Source organism: Stenotrophomonas sp. YJH_SMC_12-1, from assembly GCF_059370935.1.
In genome coordinates, this window is record NZ_JCAFUD010000002.1 from 368,978 (window position 1) to 389,855 (window position 20,878).

Below are 20,878 nucleotides of genomic sequence, written 5' to 3' on the forward strand. Positions count from 1 at the left end.
GGCCGGAACGAGAGTTGATGAGCAGGCTGTTCAGAAGCGTCGAGGGCGGGGGGTTGTTCCCCAACGGAAGCGTGGTCTGTATCGGTGCATTCGACGGCCTCCACCTGGGCCATCGTGCGCTGGTCCGCCACGCGGTTGCCCGCGCGCGCGCCTTGGGCGTGGCCGCCGTGGCCGTGGCGTTCGAGCCGCTGCCGCGTGAGTTCTTCGCCCAGGGCACACCGCCGCCGCGGCTGACCCTGGCGCGCAGCAAGGTCGAGATCCTGCGCGAGCTCGGTGTCGATGCGGTCGGCCTGCTGCGATTCGACGCGGCGATGGCAGCGATGCCGGCCGAGGCCTTCGTGCGCCAGTTGCTGGTCAAGCGCCTGAGTGCGCGTGAGGTCTGGATCGGCCCGGAGTTCTGCTTCGGCAACCGCCGCCGTGGCGACCTGGCTCTGCTGCAGAAAATGGGTGCCGAACTGGGTTTCACTGCGGGCGAAATTGAAGCGGTCGACCTGCATGGCGAACGCATTTCCAGCACCCGCATCCGCCAGCTGCTGCAGCAGGGCGACTTCGCCCGTGCCAACGACCTGCTGGGCCGTCCGTACGCGATCAGCGGCCGGGTGGTGCGCGGGCGCCAGCTCGGCCGTACGCTGGGGTTCCCCACCGCCAACCTGCGGTTCCCGAAGACCCCGGCGTTGTCGGGCATCTACGCGACCTGGGTGCATGGCGTGTTCGACCAGCCGTGGCCGTCGGTGTCCAGCTTCGGCACCCGCCCGACGGTGGAGGGCGTGGAGCCGCTGCTGGAAGCCCACCTGTTCGATTTCCAGGGCGACCTGTACGGGCGCCACATCGATGTGGAGTTCGTCGCCAAGCTGCGCGACGAAGAGAAATTCAATGATCTGGCGGCGTTGACCGACCAGATGCACCGCGACGCCGAACAGGCGCGCGCCATCCTTTCCGAACATAGATTGCGAGCCACTGCGTGAGCCAGGACTACAAGACCACCCTGAACCTGCCAGCCACCGAATTCCCGATGCGCGGCGATCTGCCCAAGCGCGAGCCGGGCATTCTGGCGCGGTGGGAAGAGCAGGGGCTCTACCAGCAGCTGCGCGACAACGCCGCCGGCCGCCCGCTGTTCGTGCTGCACGATGGCCCGCCGTACGCCAACGGCCGCATCCACCTGGGCCACGCGGTCAACAAGATCCTGAAGGACATCATCGTCAAGTCGCGCTACCTGGCCGGCTTCGATGCGCCCTACGTGCCGGGCTGGGACTGCCATGGCCTGCCGATCGAGATCGCGGTGGAAAAGAAGTGGGGCAAGGTCGGCACCAAGCTCGACGCCGTTGAATTCCGCCAGAAGTGCCGCGAGTTCGCCGAAGAGCAGATCAACATCCAGCGCGTGGACTTCAAGCGCCTGGGCGTGACCGGTGACTGGGACAACCCGTACAAGACCCTGAGCTTCGACTTCGAAGCCAACGAGATCCGTGCGCTGTCCAAGGTCGTGGCCAACGGCCACCTGGTGCGTGGTGCCAAGCCGGTGTACTGGTGCTTCGACTGTGGCTCGGCGCTGGCCGAGGCCGAGATCGAGTACCAGGAAAAGGAATCGCCGGCGATCGACGTGGCCTACGCCGCACGCGATGCGCAGGCCATCGGCCAGGCGTTCGGCGTGAGCGTGCCGGCCGACGTGGACGTGGCCGTACCGATCTGGACCACCACCCCGTGGACGCTGCCGGCCTCGCTGGCGGTGTCGCTGGGCGCGGAGATCACCTACGTGCTGGCCGAAGGCCCGGCGCACCACGGCAAGCGCCGTTGGCTGGTGCTGGCTGCGGCGTTGGCCGAGCGCGCGCTGCAGCGCTATGGCGTCGAAAACGTGGTGCTGCACGGTGAAACCACCGGTGCGGCGCTGGAGAACCAGCTGCTGGCGCACCCGTTCTACCCGGAGCGCGAGATCCTGGTGCTCAACGGCGACCACGTCTCCGACGAGGACGGTACCGGTGCGGTGCACACCGCCCCCGGCCACGGCCAGGAAGACTTCGTGGTCAGCCAGAAGTACGGCCTGCTGGACAAGTACAACGCCGGCCAGGTGACCCCGATCGACGGCCGTGGCGTGTACCTGGAATCGACCCCGCCGGCCGGTGACGTGGTGCTGGCTGGCCAGCACCTGTGGAAGGCGCAGGAGGCCATCGTCGGCGTGCTGCGCGACAACGGTTCGCTGCTGGCGTTCCATCCGATCCGCCACAGCTACCCGCACTGCTGGCGCCACAAGACGCCGGTGGTGTTCCGCGCCACCCCGCAGTGGTTCATTTCGATGGACAAGGCCAACCTGCGCAACGATGCGCTGGCCGCCATCGACACCGTCGGCTGGTTCCCGACCTGGGGCAAGGCGCGCATCCAGAGCATGGTCGACGGTCGCCCGGACTGGACCATCTCGCGCCAGCGCACCTGGGGCGTGCCGATCGCACTGTTCACCCACCGGCAGACCGGCGAGATCCATCCACGTTCGGTGGAGCTGATGCAGCAGGTCGCCGACCGCGTCGAAGCCGAGGGCATTGACGTGTGGTACTCGCTGGATGCCGCCGAACTGCTGGGCGCTGAAGCCGCCGACTACGAAAAGGTCACCGACATCCTCGACGTCTGGTTCGATTCGGGCGTGACCCATGAAGGCGTGCTCGCCGCGCGTGGCTTCGGCAAGCCGGCCGACCTGTACCTGGAAGGTTCCGACCAGCACCGCGGCTGGTTCCAGTCCTCGCTGCTGACCGGCGTGGCGATCGACAAGCGCGCCCCGTACAAGCAGTGCCTGACCCACGGCTTCACCGTGGACGAGCACGGCCGCAAGATGTCCAAGTCGCTGGGCAACGGCATCGAGCCGCAGGACATCATGAACAAGCTGGGCGCGGACATCCTGCGCCTGTGGATCGCCTCGGCCGACTACAGCAACGAGATGTCGCTGTCGCAGGAGATCCTCAAGCGTAATGCCGATGCCTACCGCCGCCTGCGCAACACCGCACGCTTCCTGCTCGGCAACCTGGACGGTTTCGATCCGGCCCAGCACCTGCGTCCGCTCGACCAGATGGTCGCGCTGGACCGCTGGATCGTGCATCGCGCGTGGGAGCTGCAGGAGAAGATCAAGGCGGCCTACGACGGCTACAACATGGCCGAGATCGTGCAGCTGCTGCTGAACTTCTGCAGCGTGGACCTGGGCTCGCTGTACCTGGACGTGACCAAGGATCGCCTGTACACGATGCCGACCGATTCGCACGGTCGCCGTTCGGCACAGAGCGCGATGTACCACATCGCCGAAGCGTTCACCCGCTGGGTGGCGCCGATCCTGACCTTCACCGCCGACGAGCTGTGGGGCTACCTGCCGGGCGAGCATGCCGGCCATGTGCTGTTCACCACCTGGTACGACGGCCTGGCGCCGCTGCCGGCCGATGCCCAGCTCAACGCCACCGACTTCGACCAGCTGCTGGCTGTGCGCGAGCAGGTGGCCAAGGTGCTCGAGCCGATGCGTGCCAACGGCGCCATCGGTGCCGCGCTGGAAGCGGAGATCACCATTGCCGCCAACGAGGAGCAGGCCGCGAAGTGGCAGCCGCTGGCCGATGAACTGCGCTTCCTGTTCATCAGTGGCGACGTGCAGGTGCGCCCGGCGACCACCGACGAGGTGTTCGTCAGCGCCCAGCCGACCACCAAGGCCAAGTGCGTGCGCTGCTGGCACCACCGCGCCGACGTCGGCAGCAACGCCGACCATCCGGAACTGTGCGGCCGTTGCGTGAGCAACGTGACCGGCGTCGGCGAAGTGCGGAGCTGGTTCTGATGGCCGCGCCCCGTCCGCATCCGAACGCCCTGGTCTGGCTGCTGCTGTCGGCCGCCATCATCGGCCTGGACCAGTGGTCCAAGGCCTGGGTGCTGTCGAGCCTGCCGGAGTTCCAGCCGGTGGTGGTCATCGACGGCTTCTGGAACTGGTACCGCACCTACAACACCGGCGCCGCGTTCAGTTTCCTGAGCGACGCCGGTGGCTGGCAGAAGTACTTCTTCACCGCGCTGGCGATCGCCATCAGCGGCCTGATGGCGTGGTGGCTGCGCGGCACCGCGCGCGGCAACTGGAAGGCCGCGGTGCCGTATGCGCTCATCATCGGCGGCGCCATCGGCAACGTGATCGACCGCCAGGTGCACGGCCACGTGGTCGACTTCATCCAGTGGTACGTGGGCAGCTACACCTGGCCCTCGTTCAACATCGCCGACTCGGCCATCGTGGTGGGTGCCATCGGCATCGCCCTGTTTGGCCTGTTCGACGGCAAGTCCGCCAAAAAGGCGGATAATGCCAATCCGAAGCCGTAAGCCGGCCGCTGCCGGGAGATTGAACTGATGGATGTGCTGCTCGCCAACCCGCGTGGTTTCTGTGCCGGTGTCGATCGTGCGATCGAGATCGTCAAGCGCGCGATCGAAACGCTGGGCGCGCCCATCTATGTTCGCCATGAAGTGGTGCACAACCGCTTCGTGGTCGATGACCTGAAGCAGCGCGGGGCGATCTTCGTCGAGGAACTCGACGAAGTGCCGGACAACAACACGGTGATCTTCAGCGCCCATGGCGTGTCCCAGGCCGTGCGCCAGGAAGCCGAGCGCCGTGGCCTGAAGGTGTTCGACGCCACCTGCCCGCTGGTGACCAAGGTCCACTTCGAAGTCGCCCGCCACTGCCGTGCCGGCCGTGACGTGGTGCTGATCGGCCACGCCGGTCACCCGGAGGTGGAAGGCACCATGGGCCAGTGGAACCGCGAAGCCGGCACCGGCCAGATCTACCTCGTGGAAGACGTGGAGCAGGTTGCCACGCTGCAGATCAACCAGCCGGAAAACTTCGCCTACACCACCCAGACCACGCTGTCGGTGGATGACACGCGCGGCATCATCGATGCGCTGCGCGAGCGTTTCCCGGCGATGCAGGGCCCGAAGAACGACGACATCTGCTACGCCACGCAGAACCGCCAGGATGCCGTGCGGGATCTGGCCAAGCGCTGCGACCTGGTGCTGGTGGTCGGTTCGCCGAACAGCTCCAACTCCAACCGCTTGAGCGAGCTGGCCCGCCGTGAGGGCGTGGAGTCGTACCTGATCGACGGCGCGCACGAGATCGACCCGGCATGGGTGGCAGGCAAGCAGCACATCGGCGTGACCGCCGGCGCCTCTGCACCGCAGGTGCTGGTCGATGGCGTGCTGGCGCGCCTGGCCGAACTGGGCGCCACCGGCGTGGGCGAGCTGGACGGCGAACCGGAATCGATGGTGTTCGCGCTGCCGAAGGAACTGCGCCTGCGCCTGGTCGACTGACCGGGAAGCGCCTCATCCACGCATGGCGTGGATCTACTGGAACTGCTCTGGTGGGTGCGAACTGGCACACGGTGGGTGCAAACCAGCACAAGGTGGGTGCGAGCCGGCACAAGGTGGGTACGAACCTTGGTTCGCACGCTTTTTCGCACGCAAGGATGGGCGGCCCGCCCATGACCTTTGGCCATGGGGCAGGGCACGTTACAGGCCTAGCATCGGAAGATTCTCCGCTGTTGGAACCTGCCCGATGAAGACCCGAGCCTTGGCGATGTCGTTGCTGTTCGCGCTGGCGGCCACGCCTGCACTGGCGCAGACCTCGCCACCGGCGAACGCTGAGGCCCCCGGCCTGCTGCGCATCGATGTCGACGCGCGCGATCTGGCCCGGCGCATCTTCAAGGTGACCGCTACGGTGCCGGCCAAGCCCGGCCCGATGACCCTGCTGTACCCGCAGTGGATTCCCGGCAACCATTCGCCCACCGGCCCGATCGACAAGCTGGCCGGCCTGCGCGTGACCGCCAACGGCAAGCCGCTGGCCTGGCAGCGTGACCAGTTCAACGTCTATGCGTTCAAGGTGAACGTGCCCGAGGGCGTGAGCGAGATCGTCGCCCACTTCGACTTCCTGTCCTCGCAGGGCGGCAGCCAGGGCCGGGTGGTGATGACCCCGGAAATGCTCAACCTGCAGTGGAACGCCAATTCGCTGTATCAGGCCGGCGTCGATGCGCGCAACCTGCAGGCGCAGGCCAGCGTGACCCTGCCCAAGGGCTGGTCGTTCGCAACCGCGCTGGAAACCGCGCGGCGCGACGGTGACACCGTGGTGTTCAAGCCGATCTCGTATGACCATCTGGTCGATTCGCCCTTGTTCGCCGGCGAGCACTACCAGCGCATCGATCTCGACCCGGGCGCGAAGGTGCCGGTGCACCTCAATGTGTTTGCCGACGACGCCAAATCGCTGAAGCCGAGCGAGGCACAGATCACCCTGCATCGCGCGCTGGTGCAGCAGGCCGACAAGCTTTACGGTGCGCGCCACTACAACCACTATGAGTTCCTGCTGGCATTGACCGACCGCCTCGGTGGCATCGGCCTGGAGCATCACCGTTCCAGCGAGAACAGCGCTGACCCGGGCTACTTCACCGAGTGGGACAGCAACGCGTGGATGCGCGATCTGTTGCCGCACGAGTACACCCATTCCTGGAACGGCAAGTACCGTCGCGGCGCCGACCTGGCCACCGCCAACTTCAACGTGCCGATGGGCGACAGCCTGCTGTGGGTGTACGAGGGCCAGACCCAGTTCTGGGGCCAGGTGCTGGCGGCGCGTTCGGGGCTGTGGTCGACCGCGCAGGCGCGCGACATGCTGGCCAATGTGGCCGCGACCTACGACCGTGGCCGACCGGGCCTGGCCTGGCGGCCGCTGCAGGACACTACCAACGATCCGACCATCGCCCAGCGCCGCACGCTGCCCTACCGCAACTACCAGATGAGCGAGGACTACTACTCCGGCGGCCAGATGCTGTGGCTTGAAGTGGAGGGCAAGCTGCGCGAACTGAGCGGCAACCGCCGCAGCCTGGACGACTTCGCGCGTGCGTTCTTCGGCGTCGGCAATGGCGACTGGGATGTCAACCCGTACACCTTCGATGATGTGGTCGCGACCTTGAACGGCATCGCGCCGTACGACTGGGCGACGTTCCTGCGCGGGCGCCTGGACGGCCACGGTTCGTTGACCGGCGGCCTGGAGCTGGCAGGCTGGAAGCTGGTCTACCGCGATACGCCGAACGACGCCTACAAGGCACAGGAAAAACGCGCCAAGGCGGCACTGCTCGCCTATTCGCTGGGCGCGACCGTGCTCGACAGCGGTACGGTCGGCGATGTGATCTGGGACAGCCCGGCGTTCAACGCCGGTCTTGCACCGGGCATGAAGGTGATCGCGGTTGGCGGCCGTGAGTACAGCAGCCAGCGCTTGAAGGACGCGGTGGCTGCGGCAGCGAAGGACAAGGCGCCGATCGTGCTGCTGGTGAAGCAGTTCGACCGCATCGAAACGATGAGCATCGCCTACCACGGTGGCCTGCAGTACCCGGTGCTGGAGCGTATCGCCGGCAAGCCTGACCGCCTCGCAGAATTGTGGAAGGCGCGATGAAGCCGCGCGCCCGCGATGGCGTGATCCTGCTGATGGCGATCCTGGCCATCGTCGGCACGTTCCTGCACGGTGACGGGCGCTGGCTGCACTGGCTGGCCAAGCCGACCACCACGCTGCTGATCGCTGCCATCGTCTGGCGCGTGCATGATCCCGCGCAGCCGTTCTATCGACGCGCGGTGCTGGCCGGCATGCTGCTGTCGTGCGTGGGTGACATCGCTTTGATGCTGCCGATGGATGCGTTCGTGCCGGGCCTGGTCGCGTTCCTGCTGGCCCACCTCTGCTATATCGTCGCCTTCCGCGACGGCCTGCGTGCCGGACGTGGCCTGCTCGCCGCCAGCGTCCTGCTGGCGACGTTTGCCGTGCTCAACGTACTTGGCCTGTGGCCGCACCTGCCTGCACCGATGCGTGCGCCGGTGCTGGCGTATGTGGTGGTGCTGGCCTCGATGGCGGTGCTGGCACTGGCACGCCAGTGGCGCCGGCCACAGCCCGCTGCCGTGGAAGCCAGCAGCGCGCGCTGGGCGGCCGCTGGTGCGCTGCTGTTCGTCGCCAGCGATTCACTACTGGCCTGGGACCGCTTCGCCGGCGGCCTGCCGCTGGCCAGCCTGCTGGTGCTGTCCACGTACTACGGCGCGCAGTACGCCATCGCCCGCTCGGTGAAATAGAAAAAGGGGACGGAGGGGATTAAGTCGCAATCCGCACCAAGGCACATGCGACTTAATCCCCTCCGTCCCCTTTTTTTGTAGCCTATCGGCGGTTCACGCCGCGCAGGGTGCCCTGCGCATCGAACTGCAGGCGCACGGATTCGCGGTCACCGGCGACGTCATCCGGCAGCCACACCAGCTTGCCGCCTTTGCGCACGATCACGTAGACGTGGCCGACTTCGGATGCGGGGTTCTGCAGCGCGTTGCGTTGTTCCTGCAGTGCCTGCGCCACGCGCGACACGGCCTCGAAATCGATGCTGGCCAGGGGTGTGCTGCTGCGCTGCAGGCTGATGGTCGGCGCGAACTGCTGCGGGTTCACCGGATTGCCCTTGCGCCACTGGCCACGTTCGAAGTGGTAGCTGTCGACGTGGCCCGGCTGTTGCGGGTCGACCAGATCGAGGTTGATGCGGCCATCGTCATAGAAGTGGATGCTGTGGAACACCGTCAACCGCTGTCCGGCCAGTGCTGGCAGCTGCTCCAGTGCCTGGCGGGCAGCCAGCAGGTAGTCCGCATCGAACAGGCGATTGTTGCGCTCGGGCGCCGCAGCGGTACTCGCCGCGGGGAAGGCGGCCGGGGACGGCACAAGCGATGCGGGTTGCTCGCGCGGCGACTGAGACGGGACGGAGGGTGGCAACCGGTCCGGCTGTACCGAATGCCCCAGCGTTTCGCTGATGGTCTGCAGGGCGCCGCCGGCAACGGCCACGCCCGCCAGAACCAGCAGCAGTACCAGGAACACGGTGCGGGTGGAGGGCGGCTGTTTCATACGTCCTCCAGGCGCACGTTGCCACGGTCATCCGGGTCGTACAGCAGGGTCACGTTTTCGCGCGGGATGTTGGCTAGATCGATCAGCGGGATGAAGCGGCGCACGCTCACCTGCTGCACGTGGCCGTCACGATCGGTGTACTCCAGCTGGAACTCCACCTGCGGCTGTTCGTTGAGGTAGGTGCCGGTCTGACGCACCTTCAGCACCCTGGCCTCCACGCCGATGCCGCGGTACTTCAACGCGTCGCCGCGCGCATCAGCCTGCAGCAGGCGGCCAAGCAGGCGCAGCCCCAAAATGTACCCACACAGCACCAGCGGGCACACCAGCAGCGGATGGCCGAAGGACAGGAAGGTCCAGCCAAGGCCCTCGCTCTGCAACCGGTAGGCCGCCACATAGGCAGCGGCTACCAGGACGATGCCGAGCGCTGCGCCGATGCTTCGCCGCCACAGGCTGGCGACATCCAGTTCGGGCTGGGCACCGTCCAGTACCACGTTCGGGAACGCGCCCGGCACCCGGCTCAGGCGTGCATCGACGTGCCTGCCGACGCCGAAGCGCTGCAGTTGCGGCTTGCTGTCGACCACCAGCAGCTGTTCGCGGATCGGCGTGCCGGACAGGTTCTTGAAGGACAGCTGCAGTTTCCATTGCGCGAAGCCACGCACCTGTACGCCGGTCTGTTCAGCGTGTTCGATCAGCGCATCGCGCGGTTCGCCATCGGCGAGGATCGAGCGGACGCGATGCAGGGCGCGCGGTGGGCCGAGCAGCAGGAAATGCAGGAACGCGAACAGCAGAGAGAGCCATGCAGCCAGCGACAGCACAAGCAGCAGCAGGGACAGCCATGGCGCGCTGCGATCAGCCAGCGCCACCGGCCAGGAGGTTCCGAAATAGAGGATGCAGGGGAAGGGCAACGCGAAGAACAGCAGGAACGCGCCCCAGAACCAGAGATAGGCTTTCATGGGGAAGGTGGCAGACCGGTGGAACAGGCCGCGTAGCGTACTACGCTCAGCGGAACTGCAGGGTAAGCAGGTAGTAGCGACCCAGTGGATCGTCCAGCCCCGGCATCTGCCCACCATTGCCGACCAGGTAGTTCACCGGTTGCGCATCAAGCACGTTGTGCACGTCCAGCGCCGCGATGACGCGTGTGCCCAGGCGGCGCGCCAGGTGCAGGTTCCAGCGCAGCTGGCGCGGATTCATGCAGTGGTTCTGTTCGATCTGCCGCTGCGGGCACTCGGCGCCGGGCAGCCATGCGCGGGTGCGGCCCACCTGGTTGCCGCGCAGGGCGATGTCCCAGTTGCTGTTCTGCCATTGCACGTTGAGGACCGCCGCCATCTCGGGCGTGACATGCCCGCGCAGGTCGATCGCCGGCTCGTGGTCCCGACGGCGGCGCAGCTCCTGCTGCTTCAGCGCGTCCAAGGAGAACAACCACTGGCCGGCGCTGCCGGTGTCGACCCGGTATTCGCCACGCAGCACCCAGTTGCGGGAAGTGGTGCGGCCGATATTGTCGAACGACAGGCGGAGGCTGCTCAGGTTGCCATCCTCATCCAACTGCCAGGTGTCACGGTTCCACACGGCATCGGCCGGCTGCAGCGCGAGGATCTCGTTGCGCAGCTCGACGATGTTGTGGGTCAGCGAAAGCGAGAACGCATCGCTGGGTGACCAGGTCGCCGCCAGCGAATGGCTGCGTGAGCTCTCGGCCTTGAGCGCGTTGTTCTCCTCCACATCCGCAGTGACCACGCAGCGGCCGTCCGGCTCGCTCTGTGCACAAGGTGGCAGTGCGCTTGAGACGGGCAGGGTAAGGGTACCGAACTGTCCTGGCGGGCGGCGCTGTTCGAACAGGCTGGGCGCGCGATAGCCGCGGCCGCTGGCCAGCAGGAACGACCAGTGCGGTGTTGGCGTCCAGCGCAGGCCGGCACGGGGCGAGAATGCCGTGTAGTCGCCGTCGTAGTCCCAGCGCGCGGCCAGGTCCATGCGCAGTTCCGACGTGAGTGGCAGGCCCAGTTCCGCATACGCACCGCCACTCTGCCGCGACAGGCGCCGCTGCTGCTGCGGCAGCCCCAGTGCCAGATCGCCCTGGCTCAGCAGGGTGTCCGGGTGCGACGTCCAGCGTTCATGGCGCAGATCGATGCCGGTAGCCAGCTGCGCATTGCCGCCCCGCATCGGCATCAATGCGCGCTGTATGCCCCACCAGCCCTGCCACTGCTCGGTAAGTCCACGGTTGCGGATCGATGGGAACAGCGAAGTGGCTTCATCGGCGGGCAATGCATCGAAGCCTGGCAGGAACCTGAGCGACTGCGCCGCCTCGATGAACGGTTCGGCGCGCACGGTACCCGGCGTGGCCAGGGTGACGTCGCTGCGCTGCGCGCTGATGCCAGCGTCCCAGCTGTGGCTGCCCTGGTCCCGGCCGATGCCCAGGGTGAGATCGGCGTCGGTGGCACGGACCTGGGGACGCACATTGCCGGCTTCGCGCAGGACACTGTTGAAGGTGTAGCCGTACAGGCCGAGGGCGACGGCGGTCGGGCCCAGATCGAAACGCTGCCGGTTGTGGCTGGCGCGGGCTTCGGCATAGACGTAGCGTCCCTGGCCACGCTCATGCCGGTAGCGCAGATAGGCCGAGGCGGTATCGGAGGCCGGTTGAAGCGAACGAGGGCGCGAACTGTCGAACCAGCAGGCGCCATTGCGTCGTTTCAATGGTCCGTCGCAGCGCGTAGCGGGCCAGTAGTCGCCATCGCGGAAGGCGCCGATCAGGTACTGCGACGTCTCCGCGTGCCAGTCACGCTGGTCCCCCGCCAGGTGATCGACGCGATGCAGGTCGATGCCTGCGAACCAGCGGTCGCCGCTCCCGCGCAGGCCTCCGGTGGCGGCCTGCACGCGGTACTGGCCGGCGTCGCCACGACTGCTCAGACCGGTCTGCAGCGTTGCCTCCGGACCGTCGGCCTGGTCGCGGAGGATGATGTTGACCACGCCGGACATGGCATCGGCACCGTAGATGGCCGAAGCACCGCCGCGCACCAGTTCGATGCGTTCGACAAAGCTGAGTGGAATGCCGCCCAGGTCGGTGAGCCCGCCCTGTTCCAGGGACACCATCGGATAACGGGGCAGGCGCCGGCCATTGACCAGGAACAGGGTGGCGCGCGGTCCCATGCCATCCAGGCTGGTGGTGGCGGCCGCACCGACAGGCAGGTACTGCGAATCGCCACTGCGTGCGCTGCTCATCGCTGGCAGCCCGTTCATGCCCGGCAGGTGTCGCAGCAGGTCGAACAGGCTGCCGTAGCCACTGCGCAGGATATCTGCGCGATCGATCGTGGTCACCGGCAGGGTGGTCTGCACGGAGGTGCGCGGCAACCGGCTGCCGGTGACATGGATCGGCGCCAGGTCCACCTGGGGGGGCGACTGCGGGGGCATGCGCGGGCGCGGCGCCACCGTTGCCGGAACCGGCGGCGCGACGGCGGGCGCGACGCGGATGCGGCGGACCACGAAGCCACCGGACGGTGTTCGAAGGATGGTCACCGGCATGCCGGCGACCAGCTGTTTCAGGGCCGATGCTGGATCGGCCTGGCCATGGGTGCCGTTGGCATGGAGCCCCGCCAGTTCCCGGGCATCGAACACCAGAGCGATGCCGCTTTGCCGTGCCCATTGCTGCAATGCCGAGGGCAACGGGCCAGCGTTGATGCGGTAGTCGTGGGTGGCAGCCGGATCGCCTGCGAGGGCGGCAGGCGGCGCGGCGACCAGCAGCGCCAGGCACAGCAGGGGGCGGAGCAGCCCCCACTGCAGCGCGCCTGGTCCTGCCATCACCGCAGGCCTCCTCAGTACGTGCGGCGCAGTTCCAGCGCGCCATCCGGGCGCGTCTGGCCAGCAATGGACCAGCCAAGTTCCAGCGCGGACAGCAACTCCTGTGCGTCGCCTGCGCGGAACGTGCCGCTGACTGCCAGATCGGTGATCTCCGGGTCGGCGATCACCAGCGGTGCATGGCCATAGCGGTTCATGCGTTCGACCACGATCGACAGCGGGGTGGCATCGAAGACCAGCTGCCCATGCAGCCAGCCCTCGGCGGCTGCCGTGGAGGACAGCGCTGGACCGGGCTGGATGCGCCCGGAGGGGAGTACCTGCAGTTGCTGGCCAGGGGCCAGGGTGTGCTGGGCGGCGCCGTTGCTGACTTCCACCGCACCCTCCAGCAGCGCGACCTCGACCAGGCCATCGTGCAGGCGCTCGACCTGGAAGGTGGTGCCGATATCGCGGATGGTGCTGGTGCCGGCGCGCAGCTGCAGTGCTTTGTTCGATGGCGCGACCTGCAGCTGCAGGCGGCCGCGTTCGAGGTCCAGCTCGCGGTGGCGCCAGCCAAAGCGTGCGTGCAGCGTCGTGCCGGCATCGAGCGTGGCTACGCTGCCATCGGGCAGGGTCAGCCGCTGCGCCTGATGCGTGTCATTGGCAAAGCGCTGCGGGGCTGGGTTGCCATCCACCGCTACCATCCAGCCCACGCCGATGGCCAGGCAGATACCAGCGGCCGCGGCCGCGGCAGGCAGCCAGCGGCGTCGGGCAGGCCGTGCCGCACGCGCCGCAGCCGTCCGCAGCCATGGGTCCGCAGCCAGGCCCTGGCCCTGCTGGAAAAGATCTTCGGCCTGCGCCCAGGCTTTGACATGGGCAGGGTCTTCAGCCAGCCAGTCTTCGAACGACTCGCGTTCGGCAGGGGTGCAGTCCGGGGCCTCCAACCGCGCCACCCAGGCGCTGGCGCGTGCGAACAGCGAGGCGTCTTCCGTGTGCCGGTGGCTGCTCATTCGGTATCCCCGTCGTTGTGCAGCGGATCCGGTCCCAACTCCTGGCGCAGGCCCTGCAGGGCGCGGGCGATGTGTTTTTCCACGGTCTTGGCTGTAATTCCACAGTGCCGCGCGATCTGCGTATAGCTCATGCCGGTGATCCGGTTGAGCAGGTACACCTCGCGCGCACGCTCGGGCAATTTGAAAAGGGCCTGCCGCAGCAGGGACAACATCTGCCCGGACTCTGCCTGGCGCAAGGGGTCCGGCGACGGGCTGGTGGGCTCGTCGTGACCATCATGCTCGGCCAGTGACAGGTGCGGTCGCGACTGCGGCGATCGGCCGCGATCGGCCAGGCGATTGCGCGCGATACGATACAGCAGCAGGCGCAGTTCGTCGGTGCCGTGCGCGCGATAGCGGATCAGCCGCTCCATGCAGTCCTGCGCGATGTCCTCTGCATCCTCCGGCCCGACGCCCCGTGTGCGCAGGAACGCGCACAGTGGCGCGCGTTCCTCGCGTACGAACGCGATGAAGGCGTCCGCAGGCGCGGGTGGCTCCGGCGCGTGGTGGATCAGGGGGGACGGAACGGACAGGGCTGGCCTCGGCTGACGTTGGCGGGTGCGCCTTCGAGTTTTACGCGACGATGACCGGATGGGGAAGAGTGTGTGGTGCCCCTCTCTCATTGTGAATGCATTCATTTTTTCCGGCCGACCGGGCTGGGGGAGATTCCGGCGCTTTGCCGTTTGACTCCTTACCCGCGTGTTGCGGGTGGAGAGAGAGAACGTATGAAGCATTCGAAGTTGAGCCTGGCCCTGGCCGGGCTGATCGCCGTTGGCGCCATCGCGGCGGCTGATGACGTCATGGCAATGAGTTATCACGTGCAGGGGGATCGCATCTTCCTGAGCGGCGGGGTGACCTACGCCGATGTGGTGTCGTTGCCCGCCTTGCTGGCCAAGGCACAGGCCGAGGGCCGGCCGATCCGCGAAGTGGTGCTGCGCACCTCCAATGGTGGCGCGCTGATCGCCGGCGAGTGGCTGCAGGGCGTGATCCGCACGTCCGGCCTGAACACCATCGTGTCCGGCCACTGCATTTCGTCCTGCTCGATCATGCAGTCCGGTGGCGTCGAACGCTATCTGGCCGGTGATCTGCCGATCGTCGATTCGGTACAGATCCACGCGGCCAGCAACAGCGGCAAGGTGATCTACACGCCATCGCCGCGGATGACCCAGATCTACACCGGCAACTACGGCGGCGGCATCGATGCCGGGCTGCTGCACAAGGCCATGTATGAAGTCGTGCAGCCCAACGGCCTGCTGGTGTTCCGCGATCCGGCGCGCACCACGGGTGCCTCGGTCACTTTCGATCCTGATGGCAGCGGCAGCAAGCTGGAGTCGTTCCCGGGCCAGGACATCTACAGCAACAGGGTCATCACCGCCAAGGGCTACCGCGATCCGGGCGATACATTGAATGTCACCGCCAACGTGAGCGGCGACATCAATCCGGGCTACCTGCGCACCGGTCGCCAGCTGCAGACCTTCGTCGATGATGACTTCGCGCGCTGGAACACCAACTGGCAATCCAGCTACATCAACCTGGCGCAGAGCATCTACAACGCGTCCAGCAATGGTCCGCAGGGCATCGGCGCGAACTCGGTACAGGACTACCAGAACGATCCGTACTACAAGGCCCTGCTGCTGTCGAAGCTGCGCCTGGGCGATCTGGATGCGTCCACGCTGGACAACTCCATGGGCGTGATCCGCGTGACCAATGGCGCGACATGGCGGACCTCCGCGACCACCGGTGCCGACTTCATGCTGGTCGACAACGGCACCATCGCGCTGGAAGGCGGCGCCCTGCGCGCTTCGGAGGTGCGGGTAATGGGCGCAGGCATGCTGGTCGGCAATGGTGACGTGGCCGGCACCGCTATGGATCTCAGTGCGCTGGCCAGCGGTACCCGCCCGTCCTGGCGCGAGGACGGCTTCAACCGCCTGCGCGTGTACGGGACCCTGATGCCGCGCGGCGGCGATCTGGTCACCCATGGCTACGTCAACATCATGCCGGGCGGGAAGGTGCTGTTCGATGTGACCGAGAACGGCGGGGCGGGCAGTGGCCGCCTGCGTGTAGGCAGTTTCTTCGACAGCAAGCAGACCGACGGCGCGCTGGTGATCTCCAAAGGGGCCTTCCTCGAACTGAACGTGGCGCAGGGTTACTACGGCCAGGACTTCCGCCGTGACCTGGTGCAGGGCCCGATCTACCAGGGCGGCTTCGAAGAGGTCGTGCGTCTGGGTGACACCGGCTACAGCGCCAGCATCACCGGCGGCGAAGTGTTCCGCCCGCGCCACAACTCGCTGCTGAGTTTCAACGTGAAGCAGGCCGCTGACGGCCTGTGGCTGACCGCCAACCCGGGTTTCGACCAGCTGGGCCTGTTCACCAACGGCACTTCCGGCGATGGCTTGGGCCGCGCGCTGGCGACCGCTTCCGATCGCAGGGATGGTGGCCTGAAGTCGCTGCTCGGCGCCCTGCAGTTCGCCGACCGTGATGTGATCGCACAGCAGGCCGGTGCCCTGCGCGGTGACGCGCACGCGACCCTGCGCCTGGCCGACAACGCATTGGTGGGCAGCATCGGCAACGTGGTGCAGCAGCACCAGGCCGCGATGCGCAGTGGCGGTGATGCCGACGGCCTGGCCTCGCAGGCCGCGCAGTCGGTGTCGGCGCAGCCGGGCATGCGCCACGGCAGCCTGTTCAACCAGCTGGCCATGCATCTGGTCGAGCCGGCGGCGGGCGGCGGTGAAGGCAGTGGCCCTGGTCGCAACCATGGCCTGTGGGCGCGCGGTTTCGCCAGCCACGGCCGCATCGATGCCGACGGTGGCGTGGCAGGCTTGAGCCATAACATCGGCGGCATCGTCGTCGGCGCCGATACCCGCGTTGCCGATGACCGCGTCACCCTGGGCGTCAGCGTGGCCGCGGCGGATATGTCGACCAAGGGCCGCGACGGCTCCGACTTCAGTGGTGACGTGCGCGCGCTGGACGTGGGTGGCTACCTGGACGCGACCTATTCGCGCGGCTATCTCTCGGCGGCGGTGCGCTACACAGACCTGCGTCACGACACCCGCCGCAGCGTCAGCGGTATCGATGGCCTGCAGCAGCCGCTGCGTGCCAAGTACAGCAACGATGCGATCTCCGCGCGGGTGGAGCATGCGTTCTCATTCACCACGGGCAAGGGCCTGGTGATCCAGCCGCTGTTGCCGGTGGTGGACTACGCGCGTACCTCGGCCACGCGCTTCAATGAAGGGCAGGGCGCGGGTGCACTGGTCGGTCGCAGCGGCAGCCTGGAGAGCATCCGCGTGGGCGCCGGCCTGCAGCTGTTCAGGACCTTCGAAGGCAACAACGGCGAGCGCATTACCCCGCGTGCCCGCGTGGTCTGGCAGAAGGAACTGGGCGACTCGCAGGCGCGCTACAGCACCGGCTTCGCCGCAGCACCGGATCTGGTGTTCGGGGCAAGCAGCCAGGCCGTGGGCGAGCAGGTGCTGGCCTGGAACCTGGGCGTGACCAGCCGCGCCAGCGAACGCCTGTCGATCATGGCCGACTACGTGGGCGAGCGTCGTGACGGGCAGATCCAGAACGGCGTGATGCTGGGGCTGGGTTACAAGTTCTGAGTGGCACAGGGCACCGGCGATGTTCGCATCGCCGGTGCCATCCCCACGGACGCGTGGCTGCGGTATGGTCGGCATGGCATTCCATCCAGGTTATTCCATGCAGATCGCCGTCTTCAGCGCCCGACCCTACGACCGTCGCTTCCTGGACGAAGCCAACCTGCGTGAGGCGGCGGGGCAGGGTTACACGTTCGTCTACTTCGATGCCGCGCTGGATGTGCATACCGCAGCGCTGGCACAGGACTGCGCCGCGGTCTGCGCGTTCGTCAACGATCGGCTGGATGCGCAGGTGCTGCGCGCGCTGCACGCGTTGGGCGTGCGTGCGGTGCTGCTGCGCTGTGCGGGCTTCAACAATGTGGACCTGGCCGCTGCGAAAGCGTTGGACCTGTTCGTCGCGCGGGTGCCGGCGTATTCGCCCGAAGCCGTGGCCGAGCATGCACTGGCGCTGGTGATGACCCTCAACCGCCAGACCCATCGTGCCTACAACCGCGTGCGCGAAGGCAACTTCATGCTCGACGGACTGCTTGGACGGACCCTGCATGGCCGCACGGTCGGCATCGTCGGTACCGGCAAGATCGGCCTGGCCACCGCGCGCATCTTCAAGGGCATGGGCTGCACGGTGCTGGGGCACGACCCGTATCCGTCGGCGGCCTTCGCAGATATCGGCGAGATGGTGGCGCTGGATGAACTGCTGGCGCGCGCTGACATCGTCTCGCTGCACTGCCCGCTGACGCCCGATACCCAGCACCTGATCAATGACGCCTCGCTGGCGCGGATGAAACCGGGCGCGATGCTGGTCAATACCTCGCGCGGCGGATTGGTGGATACCCATGCAGTGATCCGCGGGCTGAAGTCGCGCCGGCTCGGCCACCTGGCCATCGACGTGTACGAGCAGGAAAGCGCGCTGTTCTTCCAGGACCTGTCCGGCGAGATCATCGACGACGAGGCCTTCCAGCGCCTGATGACCTTCCCCAACGTGCTGGTGACCGGCCACCAGGGCTTCTTCACCGTGGAGGCGCTGCAGGAGATCTCGGCGATCACGCTGGGGAACCTGCAGGATTTCGCGGCTGGGCGGGTGTGTGCCAACCGGGTAGAGGCGGACTGAGCCGGGTGGATTGACCGCCGGGGCGCCCAGCCCGTAAAATCGCGGGCTCCGCCGGAATAGCTCAGTTGGTAGAGCGGCGCATTCGTAATGCGTAGGTCGCAGGTTCGACTCCTGTTTCCGGCACCAGTTGTAGAAAAGCCCCGGCCTTGGTCGGGGCTTTTTTTATGCTCTGGTAGTGCCGGCCGCTGGCCGGCAACCCCAGAAGTGCCAGCCCATGGCTGGCAGGTCGCGATTTCTGAGTCTCGCGATCTACCCGCCCCTCCGGCTTCCCAGGCGCTTGGCTCCTTGCACAGTTCCTGACCTGGCAACTGCAGCCGGTCATTCCTGTGCTATGAATACCCAGCCTTGCTTCAAGGCTCTTTCAGAGATTGGAAGGATGCGCAGGTTCGGGGGAACTGCAGGCGGCGTGTTTACCCGCTTCAGGAGATGTGGAGATCGAATTCGCAAGCTGGGGGCATCAGGCGCCTGGCTGTGTTGTGTGCTGCTGATCGGCCTTGGCCTGTCGCCAACCGCAGTCGCCCAGACCACTGTGACGTACATCCACACTGACGCCCTGGGCTCGGTCGTGGCTGAGAGCGATGCCAACGGCAATGTGATCAAGCGCTATGACTACGAGCCCTACGGGGCCGTGGTCGGTGGTCAGGTCACGGACGGGCCGGGGTATACCGGGCACGTGAGCGACTCGGCAACGGGCCTGATCTACATGCAGCAGCGCTACATGGATCCGCAGTTGGGGGTGTTCCTGTCGGTTGATCCGGTCACGGCGTATGAGCAGCCGGTGGGGCAGTTCAACCGGTATAGGTATGCGAACGGGAATCCTTACAGGTTCACCGATCCAGATGGGCGAATCGTCAAGTACGCATTTGAAGGCGGAGCGACGCTGCGTGATGGTGCTGCCGTGCTCAACCATTGGATGAAGTCAGAAACCATCAGCTCTGAACTGAAGCAGATTCTCCTATCCGATGAGACCTACACCATACAGTTCAATCGCAATGGTGATTTTGGATATGACGAGAACAAGAGAATCATCAGCATTGATGTCACCTCTGGACTTCGCGTCAAATCCTCCGGGGAGATCCAGTCTCCTGCTCTGGGGGGCGGTCACGAGGTGAGCCATGCTGCCCAGCATGATCGGGTTGGATTGTCCGCTTTCCAGGCTTCGCTTGTTGCGCCACAGTCCAACTCGGAGAGCAACGGCGTGATGCAGATCCGAGTCGGCGTATCTTCGGAGGAGGCGCGGGCTACGGGGGTGGAGACCCGGGCCGCGCGTGAGCTGGGGGAGCCTGCCCGGAAGAGCTACAGCGACACGAACGGCACGGTTAATGTCTGCTCCCCCACCAGCAATCGGGAGTGTTGAATGAACCGCGTTCTGATGCTTGCGTTGGCCTTGTCCAGTGCCTCATGTCACGCCGGTGAGGAGCTCCCTGGGCCTTGCCAGGCGGCAAGCAGTCCGGTGGAGTCCATTGCGCCGGTCGTTCCCGCCGCGACCGAGATGCAGGTGCGTGGCTCTGTCGTGGCGACCGTCGTCGTTGAAGAGGATGGGCGGGTGACAAATCCCGTCATCACGCGGTCACAGTTTGAAGCGCTGGACCGGGGGAGGGTCGATAATGCTGCTTATGAGCGCGCAGCCTTGGTTGCCGTGGCGAAGTGGCGTTTCCCTCCGGTCCCCTCCCGCTGCACCAGGAAGGTCACATTCGATTTCCAACGTCTGGATTGAATGAGCCCGGTCAGGCCATGGAAGGCGTTGGCAATCCCCGCCATGGGGCAGCGCGAGTTGGGGAGAAGATCTGCCTCAATAAGCAAGATCGAAATAGTAGATCTTCTTTGCTCCGAACACGCCGCAACCTTCGCTGGTGAGTGCGTGGAAGCCGATCGGTGTCCGCGATGACGCCGCCGACAGGATGGCCGCGTACTTTTCCCGTCCGGATTTGTCGCTGGCCAGATCGATTGTCCAGCGCCCGTCGGAAGCACACTCGTTGTTGGTGGGCTGGCCTTCCAGCCACACGGAAACGAACGTGGATTCGACAACCAGTTTGGTGATTTTTCCGGTCTGGTGTGTATCGGCCCATGCGCTGCCGGACAGCAGCAGTGCACCGAGTGTGATAGCGAGCTGTTTCATGTCTTCCCTGCAGGCCCGGAGGATCAAGCCCTATATATAGCGCAGCAGGTGCCGGATCTGATGAGCACGAGCATCACCAGTTGCCGCAGATAGCGCCGATCACCCCGGCCAGCACCCCGGCCGCGATCCGCATGGCCAGCCGGAACCATCGCCCGGTGCGTTCCCGCAGCCAGGGCAGTACCACCGTTACCTGTGCGGCCAGCAGCAACACCACCACATCCATCCCCAGTGCATCGATCAGCGACAGCAGCGGCAGCAGGTCGGGATTGCAGGCCAGTACAAGCAACAACACGCTGCACAGCAGCGCGAAGGCGCGGCGCCCGGTGGGCAGGGTGGTCCAGCGCAGTAAACGATCAATCAGGGGCATGA

Annotated in this window: 17 protein-coding genes and 1 tRNA gene; 11 read left to right on the forward strand and 7 right to left on the reverse strand. The window is 66.4% G+C overall.

Features of this window, described 5'->3' with window-relative positions:
- Nucleotides 1–17: 17 nt before the first annotated feature.
- The 6 genes from AC5P8Y_RS05285 (at nucleotide 18) to AC5P8Y_RS05310 (ending at nucleotide 8,085) form a co-directional block, all read left to right on the forward strand.
- On the forward strand, nucleotides 18–965 hold the full coding sequence (locus AC5P8Y_RS05285; protein ID WP_049404718.1) for a bifunctional riboflavin kinase/FAD synthetase: 948 nt from the start codon (nucleotides 18–20) through the stop codon (nucleotides 963–965).
- A complete protein-coding gene (ileS, locus tag AC5P8Y_RS05290; RefSeq protein WP_049404719.1) occupies nucleotides 962–3,793 on the forward strand; it encodes an isoleucine--tRNA ligase in 2,832 nt (943 codons plus the stop codon). The genes AC5P8Y_RS05285 and ileS overlap by 4 nt, the downstream gene beginning before the upstream one ends.
- A complete protein-coding gene (lspA, locus tag AC5P8Y_RS05295; protein WP_005408564.1) occupies nucleotides 3,793–4,317 on the forward strand; it encodes a signal peptidase II in 525 nt (174 codons plus the stop codon). Before ileS ends, lspA begins: the two co-directional genes overlap by 1 nt.
- A 27-nt stretch (nucleotides 4,318–4,344) precedes the next feature.
- The gene (gene ispH, locus AC5P8Y_RS05300) at nucleotides 4,345–5,295 is read left to right on the forward strand and encodes a 4-hydroxy-3-methylbut-2-enyl diphosphate reductase (protein ID WP_005408565.1); all 951 of its coding nucleotides are present in this window, start codon (nucleotides 4,345–4,347) and stop codon (nucleotides 5,293–5,295) included.
- Nucleotides 5,296–5,539: 244 nt separating this feature from the next.
- On the forward strand, nucleotides 5,540–7,423 hold the full coding sequence (locus AC5P8Y_RS05305) for a M61 family metallopeptidase (protein ID WP_049430976.1): 1,884 nt from the start codon (nucleotides 5,540–5,542) through the stop codon (nucleotides 7,421–7,423).
- Complete coding sequence (locus tag AC5P8Y_RS05310; protein ID WP_049430973.1) at nucleotides 7,420–8,085, forward strand: lysoplasmalogenase; 666 nt, start codon at nucleotides 7,420–7,422, stop codon at nucleotides 8,083–8,085. The genes AC5P8Y_RS05305 and AC5P8Y_RS05310 overlap by 4 nt, the downstream gene beginning before the upstream one ends.
- A gap of 82 nt (nucleotides 8,086–8,167) precedes the next feature.
- Here AC5P8Y_RS05310 and AC5P8Y_RS05315 read toward each other — a convergent pair whose 3' ends face one another.
- The 5 genes from AC5P8Y_RS05315 to AC5P8Y_RS05335 are packed head-to-tail and all read right to left on the reverse strand — an operon-like array spanning nucleotide 8,168 to nucleotide 14,162.
- Entirely contained in the window at nucleotides 8,168–8,887 is a 720-nt protein-coding gene (locus tag AC5P8Y_RS05315) for a hypothetical protein (protein ID WP_049430971.1), read from the reverse strand.
- The gene (locus tag AC5P8Y_RS05320) at nucleotides 8,884–9,840 is read right to left on the reverse strand and encodes a hypothetical protein (protein ID WP_111108421.1); all 957 of its coding nucleotides are present in this window, start codon (nucleotides 9,838–9,840) and stop codon (nucleotides 8,884–8,886) included. Before AC5P8Y_RS05320 ends, AC5P8Y_RS05315 begins: the two co-directional genes overlap by 4 nt.
- Before the next feature lie 46 nt (nucleotides 9,841–9,886).
- Nucleotides 9,887–12,673, reverse strand: a complete 2,787-nt coding sequence (locus tag AC5P8Y_RS05325; protein WP_353949645.1) for a TonB-dependent receptor domain-containing protein — start codon at nucleotides 12,671–12,673, stop codon at nucleotides 9,887–9,889.
- 14 nt (nucleotides 12,674–12,687) lie between these two features.
- Complete coding sequence (locus AC5P8Y_RS05330) at nucleotides 12,688–13,656, reverse strand: FecR family protein (RefSeq protein ID WP_033833367.1); 969 nt, start codon at nucleotides 13,654–13,656, stop codon at nucleotides 12,688–12,690.
- Nucleotides 13,653–14,162 carry an RNA polymerase sigma factor gene (locus AC5P8Y_RS05335; RefSeq protein ID WP_080052359.1) on the reverse strand — a complete coding sequence of 170 codons (510 nt, stop codon included), beginning with the start codon at nucleotides 14,160–14,162 and terminating at the stop codon, nucleotides 13,653–13,655. The genes AC5P8Y_RS05330 and AC5P8Y_RS05335 overlap by 4 nt, the downstream gene beginning before the upstream one ends.
- Before the next feature lie 255 nt (nucleotides 14,163–14,417).
- On the opposite strand from AC5P8Y_RS05335, the gene AC5P8Y_RS05340 reads away from it, so the two are divergent.
- The 5 genes from AC5P8Y_RS05340 to AC5P8Y_RS05360 all read left to right on the forward strand — a co-directional run bounded on the left by AC5P8Y_RS05340 (nucleotide 14,418) and on the right by AC5P8Y_RS05360 (nucleotide 20,107).
- Nucleotides 14,418–17,288: an autotransporter outer membrane beta-barrel domain-containing protein gene (locus AC5P8Y_RS05340; RefSeq protein ID WP_049404728.1), complete on the forward strand. Its 2,871-nt coding sequence runs from the start codon at nucleotides 14,418–14,420 to the stop codon at nucleotides 17,286–17,288.
- Between the two features lie 97 nt (nucleotides 17,289–17,385).
- On the forward strand, nucleotides 17,386–18,390 hold the full coding sequence (locus AC5P8Y_RS05345; protein WP_033833399.1) for a 2-hydroxyacid dehydrogenase: 1,005 nt from the start codon (nucleotides 17,386–17,388) through the stop codon (nucleotides 18,388–18,390).
- A 50-nt stretch (nucleotides 18,391–18,440) separates the two neighbouring features.
- Nucleotides 18,441–18,516 (forward strand) — tRNA-Thr (locus tag AC5P8Y_RS05350).
- 280 nt (nucleotides 18,517–18,796) lie between these two features.
- On the forward strand, nucleotides 18,797–19,747 hold the full coding sequence (locus tag AC5P8Y_RS05355; RefSeq protein WP_395760179.1) for an RHS repeat-associated core domain-containing protein: 951 nt from the start codon (nucleotides 18,797–18,799) through the stop codon (nucleotides 19,745–19,747).
- Complete coding sequence (locus AC5P8Y_RS05360; RefSeq protein WP_033833369.1) at nucleotides 19,748–20,107, forward strand: TonB family protein; 360 nt, start codon at nucleotides 19,748–19,750, stop codon at nucleotides 20,105–20,107.
- A 75-nt stretch (nucleotides 20,108–20,182) separates the two neighbouring features.
- Here AC5P8Y_RS05360 and AC5P8Y_RS05365 read toward each other — a convergent pair whose 3' ends face one another.
- Nucleotides 20,183–20,509 (reverse strand): hypothetical protein, encoded by a 327-nt coding sequence (locus AC5P8Y_RS05365; protein WP_005408578.1) that lies wholly within the window; start codon nucleotides 20,507–20,509, stop codon nucleotides 20,183–20,185.
- A gap of 73 nt (nucleotides 20,510–20,582) precedes the next feature.
- Complete coding sequence (locus AC5P8Y_RS05370; protein WP_049430964.1) at nucleotides 20,583–20,876, reverse strand: hypothetical protein; 294 nt, start codon at nucleotides 20,874–20,876, stop codon at nucleotides 20,583–20,585.
- Nucleotides 20,877–20,878 lie beyond the last annotated feature (2 nt).